This window comes from Thalassospiraceae bacterium LMO-JJ14, assembly GCA_021555105.2.
In the GTDB taxonomy this organism is placed as follows: domain Bacteria; phylum Pseudomonadota; class Alphaproteobacteria; order Rhodospirillales; family Casp-alpha2; genus UBA4479.
On record CP134604.1, the window covers coordinates 714,003 to 735,741 of the forward strand.

The window sequence follows — 21,739 nt, forward strand, 5'->3', positions numbered from 1 at the left end:
GGCTGGGATAAGGCGGTCCTGACGGGTATACCAGGGCTGCAATCCGTGGCGCTGTCCTGGGTTGCCGACACAACAGCGGGGGAAGCATGAACCCGATTATTATTATCCCGGCCCGGCTCGCCTCGACCCGGCTGCCCGGCAAGCCCCTGGCGGACATTCACGGCAAACCGATGATCTGCCATGTCCTGGACCGTGCCCGCGAAGCGGCATGCGGACCGGTTCTGTGCGCAGCGGCCGAAAACGAGATTATTGCAGCGGTCGAAGCGGCGGGATTCGACGCGGTGCTTACCGACCCGGACCATCCGTCCGGATCGGATCGCATCTGGGAGGCCCTTAGGTTGCTGGACCCGGACGAGACATACGATGTAGTGGTCAACCTGCAAGGCGACCTGCCGACGCTGGACCCGCAACTGGTCAAGGATGTCATTGAACCGTTGCGCAATCCGGAGGTCGATATCGCGACGCTTGTTTCGGCGATCACCGATCCCGGGGAAAGAATCAATCCCAACGTCGTCAAATGCGTGACGGCCTTCGATCAGGGCCATAACCGGGCGCGGGCGCTGTACTTTACACGCGCCGAGGCCCCTGCCGGCGACGGTCCCCTGTGGCACCACATCGGCATATACGCCTACAGGCGCGATGCGCTGCGCCGGTTTGTCTCGATGCCGCCGGGAAATCTTGAACAGCGTGAGAAACTCGAACAACTGCGCGCACTGGAAGCCGGCATGCGGATCGATGCGGTCCGCGTTGACACGGTTCCGCTCGGTGTCGATACTCCCGCCGACCTTGAACGCGCACGAGATATTCTGCAGCGTTGAAAAGGACTTGTAGGTTTTTTCGGAAGGTGTGGATGAATGGCATCGCCAGATAAGTTGATCGCTTTCCAGGGCGCACCGGGGGCCAACTCGGATATCGCATGCCGGACCGCGTATCCGGACATGACCAGTCTCTCGTGCGATACCTTTGCCGATGCCTTCGCCGCCGTGCAGAACGGCGAAGCAAAACTGGCGATGATCCCCATCGACAATACCGTTGCCGGGCGGGTTGCCGATATTCATCACCTGTTGCCCGATAGCGGCCTGCATATCATCGGTGAGCATTTTGAACGCATCAATCATCAGTTGCTTGTGTTGCCCGGTACGAAGATCGGGCAAGTCAAGGAAGTGCACAGTCATGTGCATGCACTGAACCAGTGCCGGAACCTGATTCGCGAGTTGGGTGTGAAGGCGGTGGTGCATGCCGATACTGCCGGTGCGGCTGCGGATATTGCAGCGTGGAAGGATAAAACCAAGGCGTCCATTTCTTCACGCTTGGCAGCGGAAGTTTATGGCCTCGAAATTCTACGCTCGGATATTGAAGATGCCGAGCACAACACCACACGCTTCGTCGTACTGTCGCGCGATAGCCTCCAGCCAGCACCAGGATCGGGCGATACGATCACCAGCTTCGTGTTCAGGGTGCGGAATATTCCGGCCTCGCTTTACAAGGCGATGGGCGGCTTCGCCACCAATGGCGTCAATATGATCAAGCTGGAAAGCTATGTCGGTGAGGGTTTCGTCATCGCACAGTTTTATGCCGAAGTCGAAGGCCATCCGGAAGACGCCGGACTTAAGCTTGCGCTTGAAGAGCTCGGGTTCTTCTCGACCGAGGTTAATATCCTCGGTGTTTATCCCGCCAATGCCTACCGCAAGACGGCGGCTTCAGCCTGATTAACGTGGCGGTGGCCCATAATATTTAACGTGGCGGTGGCCCATAATATTTAACGTGGCGGTGGCCACGGGGGCCTGCCGCCTGAGGGCCACCCGTCAGGAGGCGGCGGACGTAATCCGCCTCTAGGGGGTGGTGGCCGGCGATGACCGCCGTTCGGTCCTCCCGGCCCCCGGCCCCCACCCGGTGGGCCGTTGCGAAACGACATATCCGGCACGCCGGCGAAATATCGTGGAATGACGGGCCAGGTCTCGGTCAGGAAATAAGCGTAGGTGCCGTTCGGGAACTCGGGGGTGACGGTTTCGCGCCCGTTAGCCTGATCCAGATCGCCGATGCCGGGCTGCCATTCCCAGTCTTCAAAGAACCGGCCATCGTAGTTGCCGCCGGGGCCGCCGTTGCGGGCACCTTCACGGACGCGCCAACCCGATGTCATCGCCTTGATTCCACTATTGGGATCTTTCGGATCGGTATACCCATAGGCCGCATAGATAGGAAACCCGTCTGCGGCCCAGCCGATGATCGGTGAATGGGTGTTGGGCGTCCAGGCGCGGATCAGACCCTTTGGCCAGCCGTGGTAATGATATTTCCCGCCCGGTTGTACGTGGGCGTTATTGTCATCAAGGCCAAGATCGACGAAGCCGGTGATGGCGTCATAATTCCAGTTCCTGTCACCGCGCCAGAACTCGGCGGTGAACGGATCGAAAGGCACGCCGTTGACGGCGACGCCGAAATTCCATCCCTGCGCCCCCTTGTATCCACCGCTCCGGCGCGGCGCGAGTGGCGTGCGGAATGTAAAATCCTGTGCCGAAATCGCATTCGGATTGTGACGGTTCGGAAACTGCCCGGTCGGATGGTCTGGAATGGCGTTGGAGGTTATTTTTCGAAAAGCGCCGTCTTCAATGACGTTGACGCGGTTCGACAGCGCCCAGGCCCGACCGACACCTTGCAGCATCAGCGCCACAGGCAAAAGCCCAAGGCCGGCAATAAGTTGCCTGCGATCCGGATCGACAAGCGGCGGCGCTTCGCCCTCTGGTGTAATCTGAGAATGGTGATGCTGGTTTGGCCGCTTGGTCATCGCTCACGCCGCGTCAAACCAGGCTTGTATCAGCCAGCGCGAGATCGAATCCCGGCGCGGCAGGCGAAGATCATCGTCCTTGGCGTCGACAAATTCCTTCATGCCTCGCAGATCGTCACGGGTGAACCAGCGGCAGTCGCTCAGTTCTTCTTCGTCTATGTTGATGTCGAAGCTCGTCGCTTCGGCATGAAATCCGAGCATCAGCGAAGAAGGAAAGGGCCACGGTTGCGATGCGAGATACTGGACGTTGGTCGTCTCGATGCCGGATTCTTCGAACACTTCGCGGCTGACCGCCTGTTCCATCGTTTCGCCCGGTTCAATGAACCCGGCCAGTGTGGAATACATGCCGAACGTCCAGCGCGCATGCCGGCCCAGCAAGCATGCGCCGCCCGGCACGTCGGTGCGGTAGACAAGGACGATGATCGCCGGATCGGTGCGCGGAAAGTGACTTATGCCGCAATCGGGATTGATGCACTTGCGCTCGTGACCGCTGTGGCGGGATTGGGTTTCGGCACCGCAAACACCGCAGAAACCATGCCTTGAGTGCCAATAAGCCATGCCGCGTGCGTGGGCCAGAAGATGCGCGTCGGCTGGCGGCAGAAACGGGCCGACGGCGCGCAGGTCCATGAATTCGGCTTCGCCGCCCGTCATGGCAACGATTCGCGCCGCCTGCTGCTCGTTCACGCTGACGGCGAATACCGGCTTGTGATCATCGGTGCCGAGCAGAATTTCCTGCCCGCCCAAAGCCAGAATGTCACGTGCTGCATCGCCCTCGAAAATTTGCGCGCGGGGGGAATCTCCGGCGATCACGAGGTTTTTAGAATCTGCAACAGGGACAACCCCGACACCCTCGGCCATGCGTGCGGTCAGCCATTCGGCGGGCCGTCGCGACATGTTGTCACGCCTGAGCGACAGGGTCGTATACGTGAGGTTCAAAGACATACCGGTGGATTTGCTGGGCGACATAGCGACACTTTACACCTGCCGCCACGATCGGCAATGCCGCATGATGCCGGATTATTTCGCGATACGTTCGATCAGCGCACGGCATCGCGCATCTGTCGTCGCGTAATCGGCATTGCCCCTGTCACGGGCCGCCGAGATGCCGATATGAAGCCATTCATTATAGCCGCGCCCATCCGTGGAGTCCTTTGGCCCTATCCGGTTGAAAGCATCGATTATGGCGGTTTCGTGAGTGCGCATCATTGCTGCATCGCGGTCGGACTGGCTCGCCAGGAAACCGGCGCAAAAAGCGGGGTTGTCGCTTAATTCGTAAGCCGCTGCCACCGTAGCTGCCGAAAACAGGCATAAAATGATCAATAATCCCCTCATAGCCGGATTCTGACGGAAGTCGTGAAACGAGGCAATTCACATAAAAATCAGCGTTAACCATGTTTTGCTCATAAAGCCTATGGACTCCTGCATAAATTGAGGCTTTTTTAACCGTTCTTGCCCACACTGATTGCGGATGATGTTCCCGCACCCCTGGGTGCCGTTGCATTCCTTGCAATCGGTAGGTGGAGAGAACGGTGGAGAAAATGACAGCCTTATTGTGCCGAAAACTGGGCCGGCACGTACTTAACTGGGGCGCTGCCGTTATGGCGGTGTCGGCGCTGGCCGCGTGTGCGGCGCCATCCGGGGTCGCAGATTTCGCGGCGAGCGGATGCAAACAGATTTCCAAGCGCGCTGAAGCAAAAATCAACTGGGCACGTGTGCCGGAAACGGAAATCCGTATCCGTGACGGCGAATTTTCACCAATGGTGACACGCCTGCAGCAGGGCCGCCCATATGTGCTGCGTATCCGTAACCGTGATGACGGATTGCGGGTGTTCCGGGCACGTGACTTCTTCAAGAAAAATGCGGTGATCGCGGTTGGTGTGGAAGGTGTCCGAGCGCCGGAAACCTGCATTGCCTCGATTTCGATTCCCGGCCGTCAAAGTGCGGAAATCCGCATCGTTGCGGTGACCGACGGTACATTTGAATTCGAAGATAACGTGATCTTGCTGCCGTTTGTTCTTTCCGCGGGGCCATCGGGTGCGATTGTTATCGATGAACGCCGCGAAACCGCGGGCATCAACTGAATCTGCAGCAATCTATTCAACCGGCGCCCGCATCACGGTGCCGGTTGAGTCGTTCGTGTGCATGCACGAGCGTGCGCGTAAGAACGTCAAATCCGATGTACTTGTGATGCCGGTCACTGACTTGGAAAGCCCTATCGACGCCATTATTCCTTATGCAACGGCTTGCGCTTCAAACATCTGTTCATCGCCGGTCGAATCCCGGCTTTCGGCGCTCGCCGATGGCCGGTGACATGACCGCCGAAGACCTGATCATCAATCTGGGCTTGCAGCCGCTCCCCTGGGAGGGCGGCTGGTATCGCGAAACCTGGCGCACCGACGCGACCGTTCCCAGGAAAGTATTGGGTGAAGCGTACACGGGGCCGCGCTCAACCGGGACCGCGATCTATTATCTTCTGACACCGGAGACGGTGTCCCGCATGCACCGCCTGCCATCCGACGAGACCTTTCATTTCTATCTGGGTGATCCGGTCGAGATGTTGTTGCTTTATGCGTCGGATGAAGAAGCACCAGACAGCGAAATCGTCACCTTCGGCCAGGAACTTCTGGCCGGACAATGCGTTCAGTTTACAGTCCCCGGCAACGCCTGGATGGGCGCCCGGCTGAAAGCGGGCGGTGTGCATGGCTATGCCCTGATGGGGACCACGGTTTCGCCTGGATTCGATTTTGACGATCTGGAAATGGGTGCGGCAGAAACACTGGCCACGGAATGGCCGTCACATGCCGACTTGATCAAGGTGCTGGCTTAAGCGACAGGCATCCGGGCGCGGTGCCCCGGCATTTCAGGGCGTCTTTACTTTCTCGGCAATCGGGACTTTCGGCAACCGGGTTCGGTTGTTATATTCCGCATGGGAGATCGGCCCGGACGGGCTTCTCGCCAACCCGGTCAGGTCCGGAAGGAAGCAGCCGTAACGAGTTTCGGCCCGGGTCGGTGTCCGGTCTCCCACTTCTATCTCATCGCAGACGGAATTCCCAATGAACGATCGTCCAGCCCCTGAATCCGCCGAAGCGCCCGCCGCCGGCGAGTATCAGGTTCTGGCACGCAAATACCGGCCGAGCACGTTCTCCGGGCTGATCGGTCAGGATGCCATGGTCAAGACACTGACCAATGCGTTTGCGTCGAACCGGTTGCATCATGCCTTCGTCATGACCGGGGTGCGGGGCGTCGGCAAGACGTCGACGGCGCGGATCATCGCCCGTGCGCTCAACTGTATCGGCCCCGACGGCACCGGCGGCCCGACGACGGAACCGTGCGGGGTCTGTGAACACTGCATCGCCATCGCCGGTGACCGCCACGTTGATGTTTTGGAAATGGACGCGGCGTCGAATACCGGCGTCGATAATATCCGCGAGCTAATTGACGGTGTCCGCTACCGCCCGGCATCGGCGCGCTACAAGGTGTACATCATCGATGAAGTGCACATGCTGTCGAAAAGCGCCTTCAATGCACTTTTGAAGACGCTTGAAGAACCGCCCGAACACGTCATCTTCATTTTTGCGACGACGGAAATCCGCAAGGTGCCGATTACCGTGCTGTCGCGTTGTCAGCGCTTTGATCTCCGCCGGGTGCCGACGGAGTTGCTGGTCACCCACTTCGCCAGTATCTGCAAGAAGGAAGGCGCCGAGATATCCGATGGCGCGCTGCATATCATCGCGCGGGCCGCGGACGGTTCCGTCCGCGACGGCCTTAGTCTGCTCGATCAGGCGATTGCACATGCAGACGGCGCAATCGGTGAAGACCGCGTCCGTGACATGCTCGGCCTTGCCGATCGCACGCGCACTTTCGATCTACTTGAATGCGTCCTGAAAGGTGACATCGCACCGGCATTGACGGAGCTGCAGGGGCAATACAAGGACGGCGCCGATCCAGCATCGGTGATCGAGGACATGCTCGACCTCGTACACTGGCTTACCCGGATCAAAGTGCAGCCGGAAAGCGCCGATGCACCGGAAGTTCCGGAAAACGAACGCACCAAGGGAAAAGAAATTTCCGCGACACTCAGGATGCCGGTGCTGACCCGCGCGTGGCAAATTCTTCTGAAAGGTCTGGGCGAGATCAATGTTGCACCGTCGCCGCTGGCGGCGGCTGAGATGGTTCTCGTCCGCCTTGCTTATGCCGCTGAACTGCCGACGCCAGGCGATGCGGTGAAAGCACTGCAGGATGAAGGGGTATCGGGGGCATCACAGGCCTCCTCCCAAACGCCGTCCGAAAGCCCCTCAGGAGGGAATAAGGCACATGCCGGCGGGGGTGGGGCCGCTGCCGAGCGTGCACCGGCAGCACAGCCGCAGGCAGATGCGGCACCGCAAGCCGTGCCGCGGACCGAAGCCCGGGCCTTTCCTGATTTCGAGGCCGTAGCGGTGCTGGCGGGAGAGTTGCGCGAAGGCTTGCTGCAGGCGTTCCTGGAAAATCAGGTCCGGATCGTGACCTTCCAGCCGGGGCGGATTGAATTCAGTGCCGATGGCAATGCAGATCGCGATATGGTCCAGAAACTCAAAAGTTTTCTGGAAGAGCATTCATCAATGACATGGTCGTTGGCGCTGGCCCGAGAGTCCAACGCACCGACGATTGCCGAAATGCGCGCAGAACAGGCCGCCGATGCCCGTTCCAAAGCCGGTGATCATCCACTGGTCAAGGCTGTGCTCGATGCATTCCCCGGGGCGAATGTCGAGGAAGTCCGCCATGTAAAGCCAAAGGTCTTGTCGGATGCTGAGCCGACGGATCCCGATGCCGCCGGCGAGGACGATATTTGAATAAATCAGATTATTTGCCGCAAAGTACGCGCCCCGATTATTATCGGGTCGACGTTGAAAGCATGCGTATACCCGAATTGTGCGATGCCTTGGCGGTTTGGCAGTCGAGATGCCATAACGGAAACCTGCCCGTTTGGGGAGACCTGGATTTTCTGGATTTCGACCCGAAAATTTTACCCCGCATGATCCTTCTCGATGTCGATCATGAAGCGGGTTTCGGCACTTACCGTTACTGGGGGACACGTGTCGCGAGCTTCAACGGGGCCGATATGACCGGCCTCAGGTTAAATGGACTAGAGCCGGCACGGCACGCCAGCTATTCGGAAGAGGAATATCGCTGGGTTGTCAATCATGCACGGCCTGCGCTTTTCGTGGCCTGCCTTGGCGAACAGGCCTGGGACCGGAAATATGAAGCGGTACTGCGGATGCCTTGCCGTTCGGCTGTGGACAGTCCCCTGGATCGAGTCCTGTCGGTGGGTTTTTACGATGATGTCCGACAGACCATCGAGGATTATGTCGATGCCGATGTCGATCTGGAGAATTACTTCGACCCCGATGCGTGACAGGTGCGGTTAATCGAGCAGGAAGCTGTTGTTTGATGCCTCACCCCAGGCTTCCATGAAATCCGCCAAATATGGCCGCTTTTCCTTCTCCGTATCGATATAGCTGATCAGATCGGCGACGGAGGCATTGTATCCGGCCTTGTTCAGCGTGCCGGTATGCAGTTGCCAGCGCAGATAGACTAGATAGGTATTGAGGACGTCGGTTTCACAGTAATTGCGCACGTCTTCTACTTTGCCGTCATCGATCATCTCCGCAACCATGGATCCGTCGACGCCGAACTTGCCGGCAAATCCGAATGCGGCGCAGACCTCGTTCAATTTGATCCGTGCCGAAGCGCCGTAATCGGACAGCACATCAAGCAGGTCACAATGCCAGTCGCTGGCATAGCGGTATCCGTAACTGTTCCATTTGTCGCCGGATTTATGCAGCCATGGCGCCGAGATGCCGTGCACCATGGCCCGGTATTTCAATACCGGTAGATCGAACGAACGGCCGTTGAAGCTGACCAGTCGCGGTTTTTGCCGCTCCAGATAGGTAAAGAAACCCTGTAATAGCTTGCCTTCATCAAATCCGGCTTCACCGCCGGATCTGAGATCGCGGAGGATATACCCTTCCTTGGCGCCGTCGCGCTCGATCTCGGCCTCCAGGAAAGAAATTGCCACGACCTTGTGAAATGGCTGGCGCGGGAAGCTGTTTCGGCCGTCGGTGACAGCCAGATGGTATTCCTCGATAGCGGCTCGGCGCGCAGCCACGTCCGTGGACGTAATCCCGGTAAGGTTCGGCGCGGCGTCCGTGTCGGGCACGGTTTCGATATCGAAGACGAACAGGTTTTGATGCAGCATGGCAAATGTTATACAGGTCCTTGGAGCAGATTCCCAGCAACGCGACGGAGCATAGCCGGTTATGAAAAACCTTGGCCAGATGATGAAGCAGGCGCAGCAGATCCAGCAGAAGATGGCGGACATGCAGCGCGAACTCGAAGAACTGGAAGTCATCGGCAAATCCGGTGGTGGTATGTGCCAGGTCACGCTCAACGGCAAAGGGGCGGCTAAAAAGGTCCTGATCGACCCGGCGCTGGTCAATCCTGAAGATGCCGAAGTGCTGGAAGACCTGATCGTCGCCGCCATCAATGACGCCCGTGCAAAGTCCGATGAACTGGCGCGTGAAAAAATGCAGGACATTACCGGCGGTCTGTCGCTGCCGCCCGGCATGCAACTGCCTTTCTGAAACAGAATAGCTGATCCGGTATGGCTGAACACGATATCGAACGGCTGGTGCAACTTCTCTCGAAGCTGCCGGGGCTTGGTCCCCGTTCCGCGCGCCGCGCCGTGCTTCAGCTCTTAAAGCGCCGTGAATCCCTGATGCAGCCGCTGGCTATTGCCCTGCAGGATGCCAGTGAACGGGTTCGGGCCTGCACGGCATGTGGGAATTTGGATACCCTGGATCCGTGTGCGATCTGCACCGATCCGCGCCGCGATAACCGCCAGCTTTGTGTTGTTGAGGATGTCGCCGATTTGTGGGCATTGGAACGCACCGCCAGCTTCAAAGGCAAATACCACGTGCTGGGCGGCACATTGTCCGCACTGGACGGGGTCGGTCCGGATGATTTGAATATCCCGACGCTGATTGCCCGGGTTGCGGATAATCCCGATGCCGAGGTGATCCTCGCGACCAGCGCCACTGTGGATGGTCAAACCACGGCGCATTACATTGCCGACCGCCTGCACGAACAAGGCATAAAGGTCTCGGGTATTGCGCACGGCGTGCCGGTGGGGGGCGAATTGGATTATCTGGATGACGGCACGATTTCCGCCGCACTCAGGGATAGAAGACCGGTTTAGGCCTCGGTATTCTTTTTCTTTTTTTCAGGCTTGTCTTCCGTTTCATTGAAGATTGCGCCCAAGCCCTTTAATTGTTCTTCAATGCCGTCGTCGAAATTGCAGCCGATGAATTTGGCTTTTGCGGCTTTAATACCCTGCATCTCGGCACCCCGGAAATTGGCGCCGCTGATATAAGCGCCGGAAAAATTACTATCGGTGAGAATGGCGCCGGACAGATTCGGGCGCCAGCGTTTCTTTTCGCCGCCTTTTGTCTCACTTTGGATTTCGATCGGACGCATTTTGGCGCCGCGAAAATCGGCGTTTTTCAGAACACAGTTGTGAAAATTCGCGGCATCGAGATCCGCATTGGCAAAATTCGCCTTGTTCAGTTTTGATTCCTGGAAAAACGTGAACAGGCAAATCGTATCGCCAAAATTACACCCTTCGAGGTTGGCTGATTTCATGCTCATGCCGCTGAGATTAACGCCCCTCAGATTGTTGCCGGAAAGATCGACCCCCTCGAGGTTGGCGGGCTGGCCATCCTTGCCGTTGGTTCTGATCCACTTATGGTGTTTGACCATGCGTGTGCGGATGGAATCATCCAGATGCGAGAGCGTTTCCGGCACGATGACGTTTTCCGTGCTGGCATGCGACATGTTGGTCGAATCCATAACGGCGCCGCGCATATCCGCATTGTCGAGGCAGGCGGACTGGAGATCGGCCTCGCTGAGGTTCGTTTCGGAAAGGTTGGCCCCCCTGAGCGAAGCGCCACCCATCTTGGCGCCGCTTAAGTTTGCCTTAGAGAGATTAGCATTTTCAAAATTTGCGGCTTGCAGGTCTGCAGATTGGAGATCTGCGCTGGTCATCTGGGCATCTTTCAAATCGGCTTCACCAATCCTTTCCTTCAGATCCTCGGCCCGGCCCCTTTCTTCGTGCGATAAATTCGCGCCCTGCAGTTTCCACACGACTTCGGCAACTTGACCGGAACGCAGATCAACCTCAATCATCGATGCCAGTTCAAGATTGGCGCCGCTCAGCTGAGCGCCACGCATGTCGGCACGATCAAGTTTGGCTTTGCTTAGATCGGCGCCCGTGAAATCACATCCGTAAAGATCGGCACCGCGCAGGTCGGTCTCGACGAATTTGCAATTGGAGAAATTACAGCCCGTGAAAATGGCCTCGCGCAGATTTCCTTTAGAGAGGTTCAGGCCGGATAAATCCTTCATTCGGATATCGGCGCGCTTCCCTCCCTCGATCCCTGAATGGAATCGCTGGTGGTCATGAAGAATTTTCTTCAGTTCTTTTGTATCCACGAAGGACCTTCCCCATCAAAACCCGGCGGAATATTGTGCCTACCCGGGGCCGATAACGCTTCTCATAAAGCGCTGTAATTTATATAGCATTTCTGCTTCTACTCGGCAGCATTGTCGCCTTGAACATTCTCAGGCGGCGTTAACATTTTTTCTGCGGGTTCAGCGCCGTCGCCCAGCTGCAAATCCTCAATGCGGGCACCGCGCCGCATGATCTTGCCACTGGAAATCTCGATATCGCCGATATCCTTCTGCGCCTGGTTAAAGTGTGTTTTGAGCTTGCTGACCCGGTCGTCGAGTCGTGTCATGTCTTCAAGCAATTTATGTACCTCGGCCTGGATGACGTCGGCTTGTTCGCGCATATGCACGTCACGGAGGATCGCACGTACCGTATTCAAGGTCGCCATCAGCGTTGTCGGCGAGACGATCCAGACACGTCTTCGGAAACCTTCCTCGACGACGTTTCTGAAATTGGCGTGCAGTTCCGCATAGACGGCTTCGGAGGGCAGGAACATCAATGCGCTTTCCGACGTTTCGCCGGGCAGGATGTAGCGTTCGGAAATATCCTTCACGTGTTTGAGCACGGCTGCGGAAAATGCTCGTCCCGCCTGAACTTTCTCGGCGTCGCTTTCTGCATTTCGTAATGTTTCATAACTTTCCAGGGGAAACTTGCTGTCGATCGCGATCGACCCAGGTGGATTGGGAAGTTTCAGCAAGCAATCCGCCCGTTTGCCGTTGGACAGCGTTACCTGAAACTCATAGGCCGATGTCGGCAGGGCGGCAGTCACCAGATCGTTCAACTGTATTTCACCGAAAGCACCGCGCGCCTGCTTGTTGGACAGGATATCCTGCAGACTGACCATCTGTTGCGACAACTGGGTGATGTTCTTCTGGGCATTGTCGATGAGGGCCAGGCGTTCATGCAGCACTTTCAGTGTCTGGCCGGTTTTTTCCGTTTGCTCCGTCAAGCCGTCGCCGAGCCGCTTTGAAAGTGAATCGAGACGCTGGTTGGCGTCGGACTGGGCCTGCTCCATGCGGCCGGCCAGGTTCGTCTGTGCCTGCGCCAGCGACTGGGCGATATCACTCAATTGCTGCAGTCTGGCGGCCTGCTCTGTGCGTGCGCGTCCGCCGGCATTGATGGCAATCAGAATCACTACGATCCCGATTCCGAGCGCGGCCAAAATCATCAGGGTCTGCAGGTCGACTTGCACGCTGCCTCTCTTTCGTCAAAATCTTCTGCGAATGCTTGCATGAGCTAGCCCCCGGACGCAATCGCTCGCGTCCGAGGAGGCCACGCACGATTGGAATATGAGGTTTTAAAATGTTCATCCGCACCCTGTCCTTGTCCACACTGGTTTCCGCCGGGCTTCTTATAGCAACGCCCATAGCGGCCCAGAATGCGCAGAAATCGGCGCTCAGACTGACGGTTTATGCCAACGGCCTCGCCCTCGTTGATGAGGCGCGGACACTGCCGGGTGGGGCCGGAACGACGGTGCGTCTGGACCGTGTCGGGCCGATGATGATTGCCGACAGCGTGCGGATCGACTTAAGCGGCGCGGGTGAGGTGCGCGAAATCGCTCTCGATTCGGGTATTTTGACACGGCGTACACTTTTGGAACGCGCCCTTGGTAAAACCGTGCGATTTGTGCGGACCAACCCGGCGACAGGGGCGGAAACGGTGGAGCAGGCAGAGGTGTTGAGCGTTGCCGGCGGGCTGGTGGTAAAGATCGGCGACAGGATCGAAACCGATCCGCCGGGACGCCTTGTCTTTGATCATGTCCCGGATGACCTGCACGCGGCTCCGGCGTTGACGCTGCAACTTGCCAAGCCGCTCGACAAGCCTGCTGCCGCCAGGCTGGCCTATCTGACCAACGGGATCTCCTGGAATGCGGTTTACACGGTGGTGCTCAATCCGGCGCACGACAGCCTCGATCTGACGGCCTGGGCGAAGGTTCAGAATAATGCCGGGGTCGATTTTGATTCCGCGCTGTTGTCGCTGGTTGCCGGTGATGTGGCACGCGAAACCGCGCCGCCACGCGGCAAAATTCTGATGCGTGCCGAATCGGCGATGGCAGCGGATGCAGGTGGGTTTAACGCACCCAGAAGCGACCTTTCCGCATTCCACATGTATAAAATGCCGGAGCCGGTCACACTTAAAGATAAGGAAACACGACAGCTCAGGCTGCTTGCATCCGATGGCGTCGTGTCCAGGCGGGTCCTTGAATTCAGAAGCGGCGCGCCGGTTTTCGGTGCCATACGTGGTGAAGCCGATCCGCAACCGGTGCGCCAGCGGATCATGATCGTCAACGACGCTGCAAGCCATCTTGGTGTGCCGTTGCCCGGCGGGTTGGTGCGGGCTTATGTGCGCGATGACGAAGGTACACTTCGGTTTGTCGGCGAGGACAGTATCGCCAATACGACAACGGGAGGGGATATTGCGCTCGACCTGGGCACCGCATTCGATGTAACCGCCCAGCGCCGGCAGACGGATTTCCGTCGTGTTGCGGATCGTATTACGGAAACCGCCTTTACCCTGAAACTGCGCAATGGCGGTGTGAACCCGGCCAACGTCAAGGTCGTCGAAGAAATTCCCGGTGATTGGGAAATCCTCTCGGAATCGCTGAGCCACACCCGCGAAGGCGTGGCCGCAGAATGGCTGGTCGCGGTGCCGGCCGGGGCGACAGTGGACCTTACGTACCGGGTCCGGGTCAGGCGCTGAGCTTCAGAAAAACAATCCTGCAACGGCGCCTGTCAGGCAAGTTGCAAGTGTCCCCGATACGATCGTGCGCCCACCCAGTTGGATAATTTCGCCGCGGCGTTCCGGACACATGGTGCTCAGCCCGCCGATCATGATGCCGAGGCTGGCGAAGTTGGCGAAACCGCAGAGCGCATAGGTCATGATGAGTTTGCTGCGCGCGGACATGGCCTCTTCGGGGAGCGCGGCCAGTTGCAGATAGGCAAGAAATTCGTTGAGCACCGTCTTGACGCCGAGCAGTCCGCCCGCTTGTACGGCTTCGGACCAAGGCACGCCCATGGCGAAGGTGACCGGCGCCATAACCCAGCCGAGCAGGCGCTGCAATGTTAGCGGTTCGCCGACGACATCCGGGATAAGGCCTAGTCCGGCATTGACCAACGCCACCAGCGCCACGGCAACCAGCAACATGGCGATGACGTTGATCAGCAGGCTGACACCTTCCATGGTGCCGCGTGTAATCGCGGCCATGGCGTTGCCGTCGTCGGGGATATCGATCTCGCCGGGTGTCGGCTTGCCCAGCGGCACCATCAATTGCGCAATGGTGATGGCGGCGGGTGCGCTGAGAATCGAGGCGGCGAGAATATGGCCGAGCGCACCGGGGACCACCGGGCCGATGATCCCGGCGTACAGCACCATCACCGTGCCGGCGACGGTCGCCATGCCTGCGGTCATCAGGACAAAAAGCTCTCCGCGCCCGAGGTTTTTGAGGTAAGGGCGAACCAGAAGCGGGCTTTCGACCATGCCGACGAAGACATTGGCGGCAACGCCGATGCCGAGCGCGCCGCCGATCTTGAATGTACGGCCAAGCAGCCATGCCGCACCTTCGACGATCAGCGGCAGGATGCGCCAGTGAAACAAAAGTGCGGAAAGTGCGCTGACCACGAGAATCAGCGGCAGTGCCTGAAAAGCGAGGTTAAAGGCGGTGCCGCTGCCGGTGGTCGCGAACGGCAGGGTATCGCCGCCGATGTAGCCGAAGACGAACGATGTCCCGGCACGGGTGGCATCCATCAGTGCGATGACGATGCCGTTCAGGGCCAGAAATGCATCTTTGGCTGCGGGAATCCCGAGCAAAAACGCGGCAAGCGCAATCTGTATGCCGAGACCGATGACAACGGCGCGCACCTCGGCGCGCTGCCTGTTTTCGCTCAATAACCAGGCGATCAAGGGAAAGGCGACGATGCCGATCAGGCCCTGCCACATCATGATGAGTTCCCCATGTTTTTATCCCGCCGAAGTGTCGTTTCTTGACGATCCGATGCCAAGATCATATTTCCAAGCAAGGAATTCACGAAAACGGGACGCCTCATGGCCGTTATGCCTATCATTGTTGCACCGGACCCCCGTCTGAAAATCAAGGCGAAGCCGGTTGATGCCGTTGACGACGACGTGCGCAAGCTTATGGACGACATGATCGAAACCATGTACGCCGCGCATGGTATCGGTCTGGCCGCACCGCAGGTCGGCGACAGCCGCCGCGTGATTGTCGTCGATGTGACGCGCGAAAACGAGGACCCGAAACCGATGGCGCTGGCCAATCCGCAGATTATCGAAATCGCCGATGATGACCGCATCCATGAAGAAGGCTGCCTGTCGCTGCCCGAACATTATGCGGAGGTCGAGCGCCCTGACTGGGTCAAGGTGCGCTATCTCGACCGGGAGAATGAAATCCGCGAAATTATGGCCGACGGAATCATGGCGACCTGTATTCAGCACGAAATCGATCATCTGGACGGTGTCCTGTTTGTCGATCATGTCTCGTCGCTGAAACGCAATATGATCCTGCGTAAACTGCAAAAGGCGAAAAAGCTCGCCTCCGCAAACGCGTGAAGACGGAAAGGCCTCTCAGGCTGGCCTTTATGGGCAGCCCGGATTTTTCCCTGCCATCGCTTCATGCCCTGATCGAAGCCGGTCACGAGGTGGTCTGCGTTTATGCTCAACCGCCCAAACCTGCCGGACGCGGGCACAGGGAAACCCCGTGTCCAGTGCATGCCGAAGCCATCCGACTGGGGCTGCAGGTGAGAACGCCGGGAACGCTCCGCGATCCTGGCGAGCAGGCGGTGTTCCGTGATCTGGATCTCGATTGCGCCGTTGTCGTCGCCTATGGACTGATCCTGCCTGCTGAAATCCTCGAAGCGCCCCGTTTGGGGTGCATCAACGTGCATGCTTCGTTGTTGCCGCGCTGGCGCGGTGCAGCGCCGATCCAGCGTGCCCTGATCGCGGGAGATACGGAAACCGGTGTCGGCATCATGAAAATGGATGTGGGTCTGGATACCGGTGCTGTATTGGCCGAAGCCAGAACGCCGATTGCCGCGCGCGAAACGGCAAGCAGCTTGCACGATCGGCTGGCGGATATGGGGGCTGAACTGCTGGTCCGCACCCTGGACGGATATGCCGCCGGTGATATCCAGCCGGTGCCGCAGCCGGAAAACGGCATCACCTATGCGCACAAGCTGGAGCGGGGAGAGGGGCGTCTCGATTTCAGTAAACCCGCAGCAGAGCTGGAGCGGACGATACGGGCGTTGAATCCGTGGCCCGGTACCTGGTTCGAGTACGCTGGCGAGCGTATTAAGGTAGCCGCCGCCGAAACCGTGCCAGGGGCTTCAGGGGACCCTGGAAGCGTTCTGGACGGGGAATTGACGATCGCTTGCGGCGATGGGGCGCTCAGGCCGTTGAAAGTGCAGCGTCCGGGCAAATCGATGACGGATGTGCAGGCGTTTCTGCGTGGCTATCCGATAGGCGCGGGTAGCCGCCTCGATTAAAGTTTTTCGAGAATTTTCGGGTTTTCTTCCAGGCTGCGCATCTTGTCCATACCCTGACGCATATGAAGCATGATGAATTCGGCCCGCTTTTGCGGGCCGCCGGAAGTGCGTCTCGGGAACAGTTGGTGCCATGCGTCCATCTTGACGCTGAGTGAGCACAACGTGCCCCCGAGCGTGCGATGATGGCTTTTGATGACGGCCTGCAGCTTGCGGAACTTTTCAGCCGATATGTCGTCCCACATGTTTTTTGTGCCGTTTTCGAATTCCTGAAATCTCTTGCGGACCTGGGCCGTCAGTTTGGAAATCCGGCTATCCATCATATTGACGGTTTTCTGCAAACTTTGATCGTGTTGCAGGCTGTAGTTTTTGCGCAGTTCAGGCATGGAATCGAGGAAGTCCTCGATAATCGGCGAGACGGAATCAAGGCAGCGCCGGTAATATGACAGCGATAAAAAGATATCGCCGTAATCCTCGATGAATGCAGGGACTTCTTCCGGTTTGATGCCCAGTTTTTCGGCCATCATCTTGAGCTTTTCCAATGCCGTTTTGACATCCGGATCGCGGAACAGGGCGATGACATCCTCGAACGTTTCGATCTTCATGCCGTCGTCCTTGCCGTAAATCTGCACGATCAGGGGACGCGTGAAATCGGTCATATAGGCGGTCAGTTCCTTGTTCATTTCAGGCGAGAGCTTGAGCGCCTCTTCATCGTTTACCTTGATGCCGACCTGGCGCAACGCGACCCTAAGCGAAAAGACGTCATAGCTGGGCAGGGCGGCAGCCTTGCGCAGGATGATCATATCTGGATGATTATTGGCATCGTCCCAATCGAATTCATTCGGCAGATCGCGAACATCGAGCTGGCCGCTGCCGGCACTGGCGTCCTTGAACAATTCGATGACACTGTCCAACTGCGCGTTCTTGATCATGCGCGCACGTTTCAGGCCCGGTGTCTGCAAGGGCAGAATCTCAAGCGGTAGGATATGCATGGCATCCCGCTCATTCTTGATCAATATGGACTCTGCCTCGTCCCCGCTCATTCATCCACCCCGGGTATTTGACTTTTGTGTGACAGTAACAGAAATAACTTTGACACTAAAACGCATGAATATGGAGTCCACATTGTGCATGCTGCAAATCATAAATGCACCAATCGTCGGAACGGCTTATGAGCCGCTATAAGCTGACGGTCGAGTACAATGGCGGGCCTTTCCATGGCTGGCAACGTCAGGACAACGGTCTGGCGGTTCAAGAAGTGCTGGAAACCGCCGTTTTCAAGCTCTGTGGTGAAGAAGCCGTGGTGCAAGGGGCCGGGCGGACCGATTCCGGTGTCCATGCCCTGGGCCAGGTGGCTCATGTTGATATTTCCAAGGAATTTTCTGCCGATACGGTACGCGATGCGCTCAACCATCATGTCCGGCCGCACCCGATCAGCGTGCTGTCGGCCGAGACGGTTGATAATGACTTTCATGCCCGGTTTTCCGCGACGGGCCGCTGCTATCTCTACCGGATACTCAATCGCCGCGCTGGGCCGGCGCTGGATCATGGTCGGGTGTGGTGGAACCCGGTGCCGTTGGATGCAGGCGCCATGCATGAAGCGGCGCAGCTTTTACTCGGGCACCATGATTTCACCACATTCAGGGCATCGGAATGTCAGGCGAAGTCGCCGGAAAAGACCCTTGATGTGCTGAACGTTTCCAGAGTTGGCGAAGAAGTGCATATCGTCGCCGAGGCGCGCTCGTTCCTGCACCATCAGGTGCGTAATATAACGGGGACCTTGCAGCTTGTCGGTGTCGGCAAATGGCGGCACCGCGACGTTGCGCGGGCACTTTCGGCGAAGGACAGGTCCGCAGGCGGTCCGACGGCGCCGCCGGACGGTCTGTATCTGACCCGCGTCCGGTATGGCGATGCCCCCTGAACAGGGTGTTCCGGCGGTCGCACTGTGTTAGGATAAGCAATGAACAAAATACCGCTTTCGCTGTCCACTCAGGACAATACAAAACAAACAGCTGCGCCATCCGTCGCGGCGAAAACGCCTGTGTCCGGTTACATGGCGGTGGGGTTCGGATTGCTCGGTATTTTCGGTCCGGCAATCCTGTTTACCCCTATTGGGTTGATTTTTTCGGTGATCGCCCTGTTTCGCGGCCAGGGTAGCTGGGGCTTCGCCGGTTTATTGCTGACGGTTGGGGGTATTCTCGGCTCGCCGATCCTGATGGGATTGATCGGTGTCGGCGCGATTTATGCTACCTTCGACTGGCAGGAACTCTTCAAACCGGTTTATGACATGCTGGGCGGTGGCTTCGATATCTAGCGGGCGATGATCATACCGTCCGTAACCAGCTCCCAAAACATTGAGATGATCATATCCAGGGCGACGACTGTCGCCGCCGGGCCGGTGGCGAGCCCGAGTCCGTGTTTGGCTATGAACCAGCTGTACAGCAGAATGTAGACCAGCAGGATCAGGCCAAAAAATCCGCGCGCGCCGTCCGGTGCGCCGATCAACCAAAATGCCAGGTCCATGCTCATGAATAGGGCATTCTGTATAACCGCTGCCCAGTTATAGGCAGCGAGGAAATGGAAGAACTGCTTGCGGCAATCCAACGCCTGGCTCAGATGCCACAAGACCAAAGGAAAGATAAGCCAACCGATGGCATAGGCGAGACACTCAAAGATGAAGGCAGAAATAAAAGGCGTGCCTTCAGGGTGCGGCTGGCCATACAGCACAAACCACACCAGATACATCGGCGCCACGATTGCCATGGCAAAAAACGAGCGCGCGGCGTCTTCGCCGCCATCGCCGAAAGCGTTAAGTCCGCCACGATCGAATCTGGCGAGAAGTGCAGCGCCGTAAAGGGCGCGGTGAATCTCGGCCAAGGTTATCATAACGGGCTCACCATGAAAGGCGCGGCATCAGCGGGATTGGCTGAAGTAGTCGTCGAGAATGCGAGTATAAATCTCCGACAACGCGTGGATGTCTTCGACACGGGCGTTTTCGTCGACCTTGTGCGCGGTCTGATTGATCAGACCATATTCTACCACGGCGCAATGATCCTTGATGAAACGCGCATCCGACGTGCCGCCCGTGGTGCTCAGTTCCGGTGTCTTTCCGGTAACGGCCTCTATGGCGCCGCTGACGGTAGCAGAAAGAGCCCCGGGTGGTGTCAGGAAGCTCTCGCCGGAAACTCTGACGCGCATTTCATAACCGCCACCGGCCTGATCGAGCCGTCCACGCAGAAGCTTTTCGACGCTGTCCGAGGTGTGCAGATCATTGAAGCGGATGTTGACGCGGGCCGAAGCACGGGCCGGGATGACATTGGTGGCGGCGTTGCCGACGTCGACGGTTGTTACCTGCAAGGTGCTTGGCTGGAAGTGATCCGAGCCTTCGTCGAGCGGCACATTCGTCAGGGACGTAAGTAGATTTAAAAGTTTGTGGATCGGATTGTCGGCCAGGTGCGGATACGCCGAATGCCCCTGCACGCCTTCGACGTCAATCCACACATTCATGGAGCCGCGCCGGCCGATCTTGACCATATCGGTAATGGCTTCTGGGTTGGTCGGCTCACCGACAAGGCAGGCATCGATGGTTTCGCCGCGCGTCTTGAGCCAGTCGAGCACCTTCTTGGTGCCGTTGGTGGCATCGCCTTCTTCGTCGCCGGTGATCAGGAAGCTGATCGAGCCTTTGAAATTCCCCTCGTTATGTCGAAGAAAATTACGAGTTGCCGTCATCATGCAGGCAACGGCACATTTCATGTCGGCCGCACCCCGGCCATACAGGCGGCCATTGCGGATTTCAGGGCTGAAAGGCTCAGATGTCCAGTCGCTGAGGTCGCCGGGCGGCACCACGTCGGTATGCCCAGCCCAGCAAAAATTCGGGCCTTCGCTGCCGAGACGCGCATAAACGTTACGTGTCGGCTCCCCGGCCGGGTCATCGAACGTCAGATCGTGACATTCGAAACCGAGTGGTGTCAGGAACGCGATCAGTTCATCCAGCGCGCCGGCGTCTTCCGGGGTTACGCTGGCGTGTCTGATCAGCGTCTCTGATACGCAGAGCGCGTCAGGTTCTGAGGAGTTCATTGATCGATGTCTTGGAGCGGGTCTGTGCATCGACGCGTTTAACGATCACCGCACAGGCCAATGATGGGCCGGGTGTGCCGTCCGGCAGTGGTTTACCGGGCATGGCGCCGGGAACGACGACGGAATAAGGCGGGACCTTGCCGAGGAAAATTTCGCCGGTGTTGCGGTCGATGATCTTGGTTGTCGAGGTGATGAACACCCCCATGGAAAGCACCGAACCTTCACCGACGATGACGCCTTCGACGACTTCGGATCGCGCGCCGATGAAGCAGTTGTCCTCAATAATTACGGGACCCGCCTGCAGGGGCTCAAGAACGCCGCCCAGCCCGACACCACCCGACAGGTGCACGCCTTTGCCGACCTGCGCGCACGAACCGACAGTGGCCCATGTGTCGACCATTGTGCCTTCGCCGACGTAGGCGCCCAGATTGACAAAACTCGGCATCAGCACGACGTCCTTGTCGATGAATGCACTGTGACGAACGATGGCCCCCGGCACGGCGCGAAAGCCAGCGGCGCGAAATGCGTTTTCGCCCATGTTTTCAAACTTCGACGGGACCTTGTCCCACCAATGCGCACCGCCTGGTCCGCCGGGGATCGGTTTCATGTCATTGAGGCGGAACGACAGTAAAACGGCTTTCTTGAGCCACTGATTGACGACCCATTCGCCGTCGATTTTCTCGGCGACCCGTTTTTCGCCTCCATCAAGCAGTTTCAACGCGGTCTCAACGGACTCGCGCACTTCCCCCTTGGTGGTCAGCGAGACGTTGGCGCGGTCTTCCCATGCTGCGTCGATAATCTGTTCAAGCTGGCTGGTATCCATGATGTTCCTCTGTCGTCAGTATG

At 58.1% G+C, this 21,739-nt stretch carries 25 protein-coding genes and 1 other RNA gene; 15 read left to right on the plus strand and 11 right to left on the minus strand.

The features are described 5' to 3' along the window. Positions 1-86: 86 nt before the first annotated feature. Together L2D14_03455 and L2D14_03460 are read left to right on the plus strand one after the other, a co-directional pair. Positions 87-818: a 3-deoxy-manno-octulosonate cytidylyltransferase gene (locus tag L2D14_03455; GenBank protein ID WNK00487.1), complete on the plus strand. Its 732-nt coding sequence runs from the start codon at positions 87-89 to the stop codon at positions 816-818. A gap of 36 nt (positions 819-854) precedes the next feature. Further along, positions 855-1,709, plus strand: a complete 855-nt coding sequence (locus L2D14_03460; protein ID WNK00488.1) for a prephenate dehydratase — start codon at positions 855-857, stop codon at positions 1,707-1,709. A 50-nt stretch (positions 1,710-1,759) separates the two neighbouring features. On the opposite strand, the gene L2D14_03465 is transcribed toward L2D14_03460, so the two are convergent. The 3 genes from L2D14_03465 to L2D14_03475 form a co-directional block, all read right to left on the minus strand. After that, a complete protein-coding gene (locus tag L2D14_03465) occupies positions 1,760-2,782 on the minus strand; it encodes a YHYH protein (GenBank protein ID WNK00489.1) in 1,023 nt (340 codons plus the stop codon). 3 nt (positions 2,783-2,785) lie between these two features. Beyond that, positions 2,786-3,724, minus strand: a complete 939-nt coding sequence (nudC, locus tag L2D14_03470; GenBank protein WNK00490.1) for an NAD(+) diphosphatase — start codon at positions 3,722-3,724, stop codon at positions 2,786-2,788. A 75-nt stretch (positions 3,725-3,799) separates the two neighbouring features. Continuing rightward, on the minus strand, positions 3,800-4,102 hold the full coding sequence (locus tag L2D14_03475; GenBank protein WNK00491.1) for a hypothetical protein: 303 nt from the start codon (positions 4,100-4,102) through the stop codon (positions 3,800-3,802). Positions 4,103-4,320: 218 nt separating this feature from the next. Here L2D14_03475 and L2D14_03480 point away from each other — a divergent pair, with 218 nt between their 5' ends. From L2D14_03480 to L2D14_03505, 6 genes are all read left to right on the plus strand, one after another. After that, positions 4,321-4,863 (plus strand): hypothetical protein, encoded by a 543-nt coding sequence (locus tag L2D14_03480; GenBank protein ID WNK00492.1) that lies wholly within the window; start codon positions 4,321-4,323, stop codon positions 4,861-4,863. Beyond that, a complete protein-coding gene (locus L2D14_03485) occupies positions 4,832-5,092 on the plus strand; it encodes a hypothetical protein (GenBank protein ID WNK00493.1) in 261 nt (86 codons plus the stop codon). Before L2D14_03480 ends, L2D14_03485 begins: the two co-directional genes overlap by 32 nt. Beyond that, positions 5,082-5,609 carry a cupin domain-containing protein gene (locus tag L2D14_03490; protein WNK00494.1) on the plus strand — a complete coding sequence of 176 codons (528 nt, stop codon included), beginning with the start codon at positions 5,082-5,084 and terminating at the stop codon, positions 5,607-5,609. The genes L2D14_03485 and L2D14_03490 overlap by 11 nt, the downstream gene beginning before the upstream one ends. Before the next feature lie 101 nt (positions 5,610-5,710). Further along, positions 5,711-5,808, plus strand: an RNA gene (gene ffs, locus L2D14_03495) — signal recognition particle sRNA small type. Positions 5,809-5,835: 27 nt separating this feature from the next. After that, positions 5,836-7,611 (plus strand): DNA polymerase III subunit gamma/tau, encoded by a 1,776-nt coding sequence (locus L2D14_03500; GenBank protein ID WNK00495.1) that lies wholly within the window; start codon positions 5,836-5,838, stop codon positions 7,609-7,611. Further along, the gene (locus L2D14_03505) at positions 7,608-8,174 is read left to right on the plus strand and encodes a hypothetical protein (GenBank protein ID WNK00496.1); all 567 of its coding nucleotides are present in this window, start codon (positions 7,608-7,610) and stop codon (positions 8,172-8,174) included. The genes L2D14_03500 and L2D14_03505 overlap by 4 nt, the downstream gene beginning before the upstream one ends. 9 nt (positions 8,175-8,183) lie before the next feature. Here the strand turns inward: L2D14_03505 and L2D14_03510 are convergent, their stop codons facing one another. Next, positions 8,184-9,017 carry a 3'-5' exonuclease gene (locus L2D14_03510; protein WNK00497.1) on the minus strand — a complete coding sequence of 278 codons (834 nt, stop codon included), beginning with the start codon at positions 9,015-9,017 and terminating at the stop codon, positions 8,184-8,186. A gap of 61 nt (positions 9,018-9,078) precedes the next feature. Here L2D14_03510 and L2D14_03515 point away from each other — a divergent pair, with 61 nt between their 5' ends. Both L2D14_03515 and recR read left to right on the plus strand, forming a co-directional pair. Further along, the gene (locus tag L2D14_03515; protein WNK00498.1) at positions 9,079-9,402 is read left to right on the plus strand and encodes a YbaB/EbfC family nucleoid-associated protein; all 324 of its coding nucleotides are present in this window, start codon (positions 9,079-9,081) and stop codon (positions 9,400-9,402) included. A 20-nt stretch (positions 9,403-9,422) separates the two neighbouring features. Beyond that, a complete protein-coding gene (recR, locus tag L2D14_03520) occupies positions 9,423-10,016 on the plus strand; it encodes a recombination mediator RecR (protein ID WNK00499.1) in 594 nt (197 codons plus the stop codon). On the opposite strand, the gene L2D14_03525 is transcribed toward recR, so the two are convergent. Both L2D14_03525 and rmuC read right to left on the minus strand, forming a co-directional pair. Then, entirely contained in the window at positions 10,013-11,308 is a 1,296-nt protein-coding gene (locus tag L2D14_03525; protein WNK00500.1) for a pentapeptide repeat-containing protein, read from the minus strand. The genes recR and L2D14_03525 overlap by 4 nt on opposite strands. Before the next feature lie 98 nt (positions 11,309-11,406). Next, positions 11,407-12,516, minus strand: coding sequence for a DNA recombination protein RmuC (gene rmuC / locus L2D14_03530; GenBank protein ID WNK00501.1), 1,110 nt, complete (start codon positions 12,514-12,516; stop codon positions 11,407-11,409). Between the two features lie 110 nt (positions 12,517-12,626). Between rmuC and L2D14_03535 the strand changes: the two genes are divergently transcribed. Continuing rightward, positions 12,627-14,024 carry a DUF4139 domain-containing protein gene (locus tag L2D14_03535; protein WNK00502.1) on the plus strand — a complete coding sequence of 466 codons (1,398 nt, stop codon included), beginning with the start codon at positions 12,627-12,629 and terminating at the stop codon, positions 14,022-14,024. A gap of 3 nt (positions 14,025-14,027) precedes the next feature. Here L2D14_03535 and L2D14_03540 read toward each other — a convergent pair whose 3' ends face one another. Further along, positions 14,028-15,263: a nucleoside transporter C-terminal domain-containing protein gene (locus L2D14_03540; protein WNK00503.1), complete on the minus strand. Its 1,236-nt coding sequence runs from the start codon at positions 15,261-15,263 to the stop codon at positions 14,028-14,030. 102 nt (positions 15,264-15,365) lie between these two features. On the opposite strand from L2D14_03540, the gene def reads away from it, so the two are divergent. Next, a complete protein-coding gene (gene def, locus L2D14_03545) occupies positions 15,366-15,887 on the plus strand; it encodes a peptide deformylase (GenBank protein ID WNK00504.1) in 522 nt (173 codons plus the stop codon). A 29-nt stretch (positions 15,888-15,916) separates the two neighbouring features. Further along, the gene (gene fmt, locus L2D14_03550) at positions 15,917-16,819 is read left to right on the plus strand and encodes a methionyl-tRNA formyltransferase (GenBank protein ID WNK00505.1); all 903 of its coding nucleotides are present in this window, start codon (positions 15,917-15,919) and stop codon (positions 16,817-16,819) included. Here fmt and L2D14_03555 read toward each other — a convergent pair. Continuing rightward, positions 16,816-17,808 carry a hypothetical protein gene (locus L2D14_03555; GenBank protein ID WNK00506.1) on the minus strand — a complete coding sequence of 331 codons (993 nt, stop codon included), beginning with the start codon at positions 17,806-17,808 and terminating at the stop codon, positions 16,816-16,818. The genes fmt and L2D14_03555 overlap by 4 nt on opposite strands. A gap of 179 nt (positions 17,809-17,987) precedes the next feature. On the opposite strand from L2D14_03555, the gene truA reads away from it, so the two are divergent. Together truA and L2D14_03565 are read left to right on the plus strand one after the other, a co-directional pair. Next, positions 17,988-18,737 carry a tRNA pseudouridine(38-40) synthase TruA gene (gene truA / locus L2D14_03560; GenBank protein ID WNK00507.1) on the plus strand — a complete coding sequence of 250 codons (750 nt, stop codon included), beginning with the start codon at positions 17,988-17,990 and terminating at the stop codon, positions 18,735-18,737. Positions 18,738-18,776: 39 nt separating this feature from the next. Beyond that, positions 18,777-19,130, plus strand: a complete 354-nt coding sequence (locus L2D14_03565; GenBank protein WNK00508.1) for a hypothetical protein — start codon at positions 18,777-18,779, stop codon at positions 19,128-19,130. Here the strand turns inward: L2D14_03565 and L2D14_03570 are convergent. The 3 genes from L2D14_03570 to dapD are packed head-to-tail and all read right to left on the minus strand — an operon-like array spanning position 19,127 to position 21,716. Further along, positions 19,127-19,693, minus strand: coding sequence for a hypothetical protein (locus tag L2D14_03570; protein WNK00509.1), 567 nt, complete (start codon positions 19,691-19,693; stop codon positions 19,127-19,129). The two genes, L2D14_03565 and L2D14_03570, sit on opposite strands and share 4 nt — an antisense overlap. A gap of 36 nt (positions 19,694-19,729) precedes the next feature. Next, positions 19,730-20,893 (minus strand): succinyl-diaminopimelate desuccinylase, encoded by a 1,164-nt coding sequence (gene dapE, locus L2D14_03575; GenBank protein WNK00510.1) that lies wholly within the window; start codon positions 20,891-20,893, stop codon positions 19,730-19,732. Continuing rightward, positions 20,874-21,716: a 2,3,4,5-tetrahydropyridine-2,6-dicarboxylate N-succinyltransferase gene (gene dapD, locus L2D14_03580; GenBank protein ID WNK00511.1), complete on the minus strand. Its 843-nt coding sequence runs from the start codon at positions 21,714-21,716 to the stop codon at positions 20,874-20,876. Before dapD ends, dapE begins: the two co-directional genes overlap by 20 nt. Between the last annotated feature and the right edge of the window lie 23 nt (positions 21,717-21,739).

Bases quoted from the DNA above. Each gene is read 5' to 3' on its own strand.
- def (WNK00504.1), top strand. From the start codon at position 15,366: ATGGCCGTTATGCCTATCATTGTTGCACCGGACCCCCGTCTGAAAATC.
- L2D14_03455 (WNK00487.1), top strand. From the start codon at position 87: ATGAACCCGATTATTATTATCCCGGCCCGGCTCGCCTCGACCCGGCTG.
- dapD (WNK00511.1), bottom strand. From the start codon at position 21,716: ATGGATACCAGCCAGCTTGAACAGATTATCGACGCAGCATGGGAAGAC.
- L2D14_03465 (WNK00489.1), bottom strand. From the start codon at position 2,782: ATGACCAAGCGGCCAAACCAGCATCACCATTCTCAGATTACACCAGAG.
- L2D14_03480 (WNK00492.1), top strand. From the start codon at position 4,321: ATGACAGCCTTATTGTGCCGAAAACTGGGCCGGCACGTACTTAACTGG.
- L2D14_03515 (WNK00498.1), top strand. From the start codon at position 9,079: ATGAAAAACCTTGGCCAGATGATGAAGCAGGCGCAGCAGATCCAGCAG.
- L2D14_03485 (WNK00493.1), top strand. From the start codon at position 4,832: ATGAACGCCGCGAAACCGCGGGCATCAACTGAATCTGCAGCAATCTAT.
- L2D14_03565 (WNK00508.1), top strand. From the start codon at position 18,777: ATGAACAAAATACCGCTTTCGCTGTCCACTCAGGACAATACAAAACAA.
- dapE (WNK00510.1), bottom strand. From the start codon at position 20,893: ATGAACTCCTCAGAACCTGACGCGCTCTGCGTATCAGAGACGCTGATC.
- L2D14_03500 (WNK00495.1), top strand. From the start codon at position 5,836: ATGAACGATCGTCCAGCCCCTGAATCCGCCGAAGCGCCCGCCGCCGGC.
- L2D14_03535 (WNK00502.1), top strand. From the start codon at position 12,627: ATGTTCATCCGCACCCTGTCCTTGTCCACACTGGTTTCCGCCGGGCTT.
- L2D14_03540 (WNK00503.1), bottom strand. From the start codon at position 15,263: ATGATGTGGCAGGGCCTGATCGGCATCGTCGCCTTTCCCTTGATCGCC.
- L2D14_03460 (WNK00488.1), top strand. From the start codon at position 855: ATGGCATCGCCAGATAAGTTGATCGCTTTCCAGGGCGCACCGGGGGCC.
- recR (WNK00499.1), top strand. From the start codon at position 9,423: ATGGCTGAACACGATATCGAACGGCTGGTGCAACTTCTCTCGAAGCTG.
- fmt (WNK00505.1), top strand. From the start codon at position 15,917: ATGGGCAGCCCGGATTTTTCCCTGCCATCGCTTCATGCCCTGATCGAA.
- nudC (WNK00490.1), bottom strand. From the start codon at position 3,724: ATGTCTTTGAACCTCACGTATACGACCCTGTCGCTCAGGCGTGACAAC.
- L2D14_03510 (WNK00497.1), bottom strand. From the start codon at position 9,017: ATGCTGCATCAAAACCTGTTCGTCTTCGATATCGAAACCGTGCCCGAC.
- L2D14_03490 (WNK00494.1), top strand. From the start codon at position 5,082: ATGGCCGGTGACATGACCGCCGAAGACCTGATCATCAATCTGGGCTTG.
- L2D14_03555 (WNK00506.1), bottom strand. From the start codon at position 17,808: ATGCATATCCTACCGCTTGAGATTCTGCCCTTGCAGACACCGGGCCTG.
- truA (WNK00507.1), top strand. From the start codon at position 17,988: ATGAGCCGCTATAAGCTGACGGTCGAGTACAATGGCGGGCCTTTCCAT.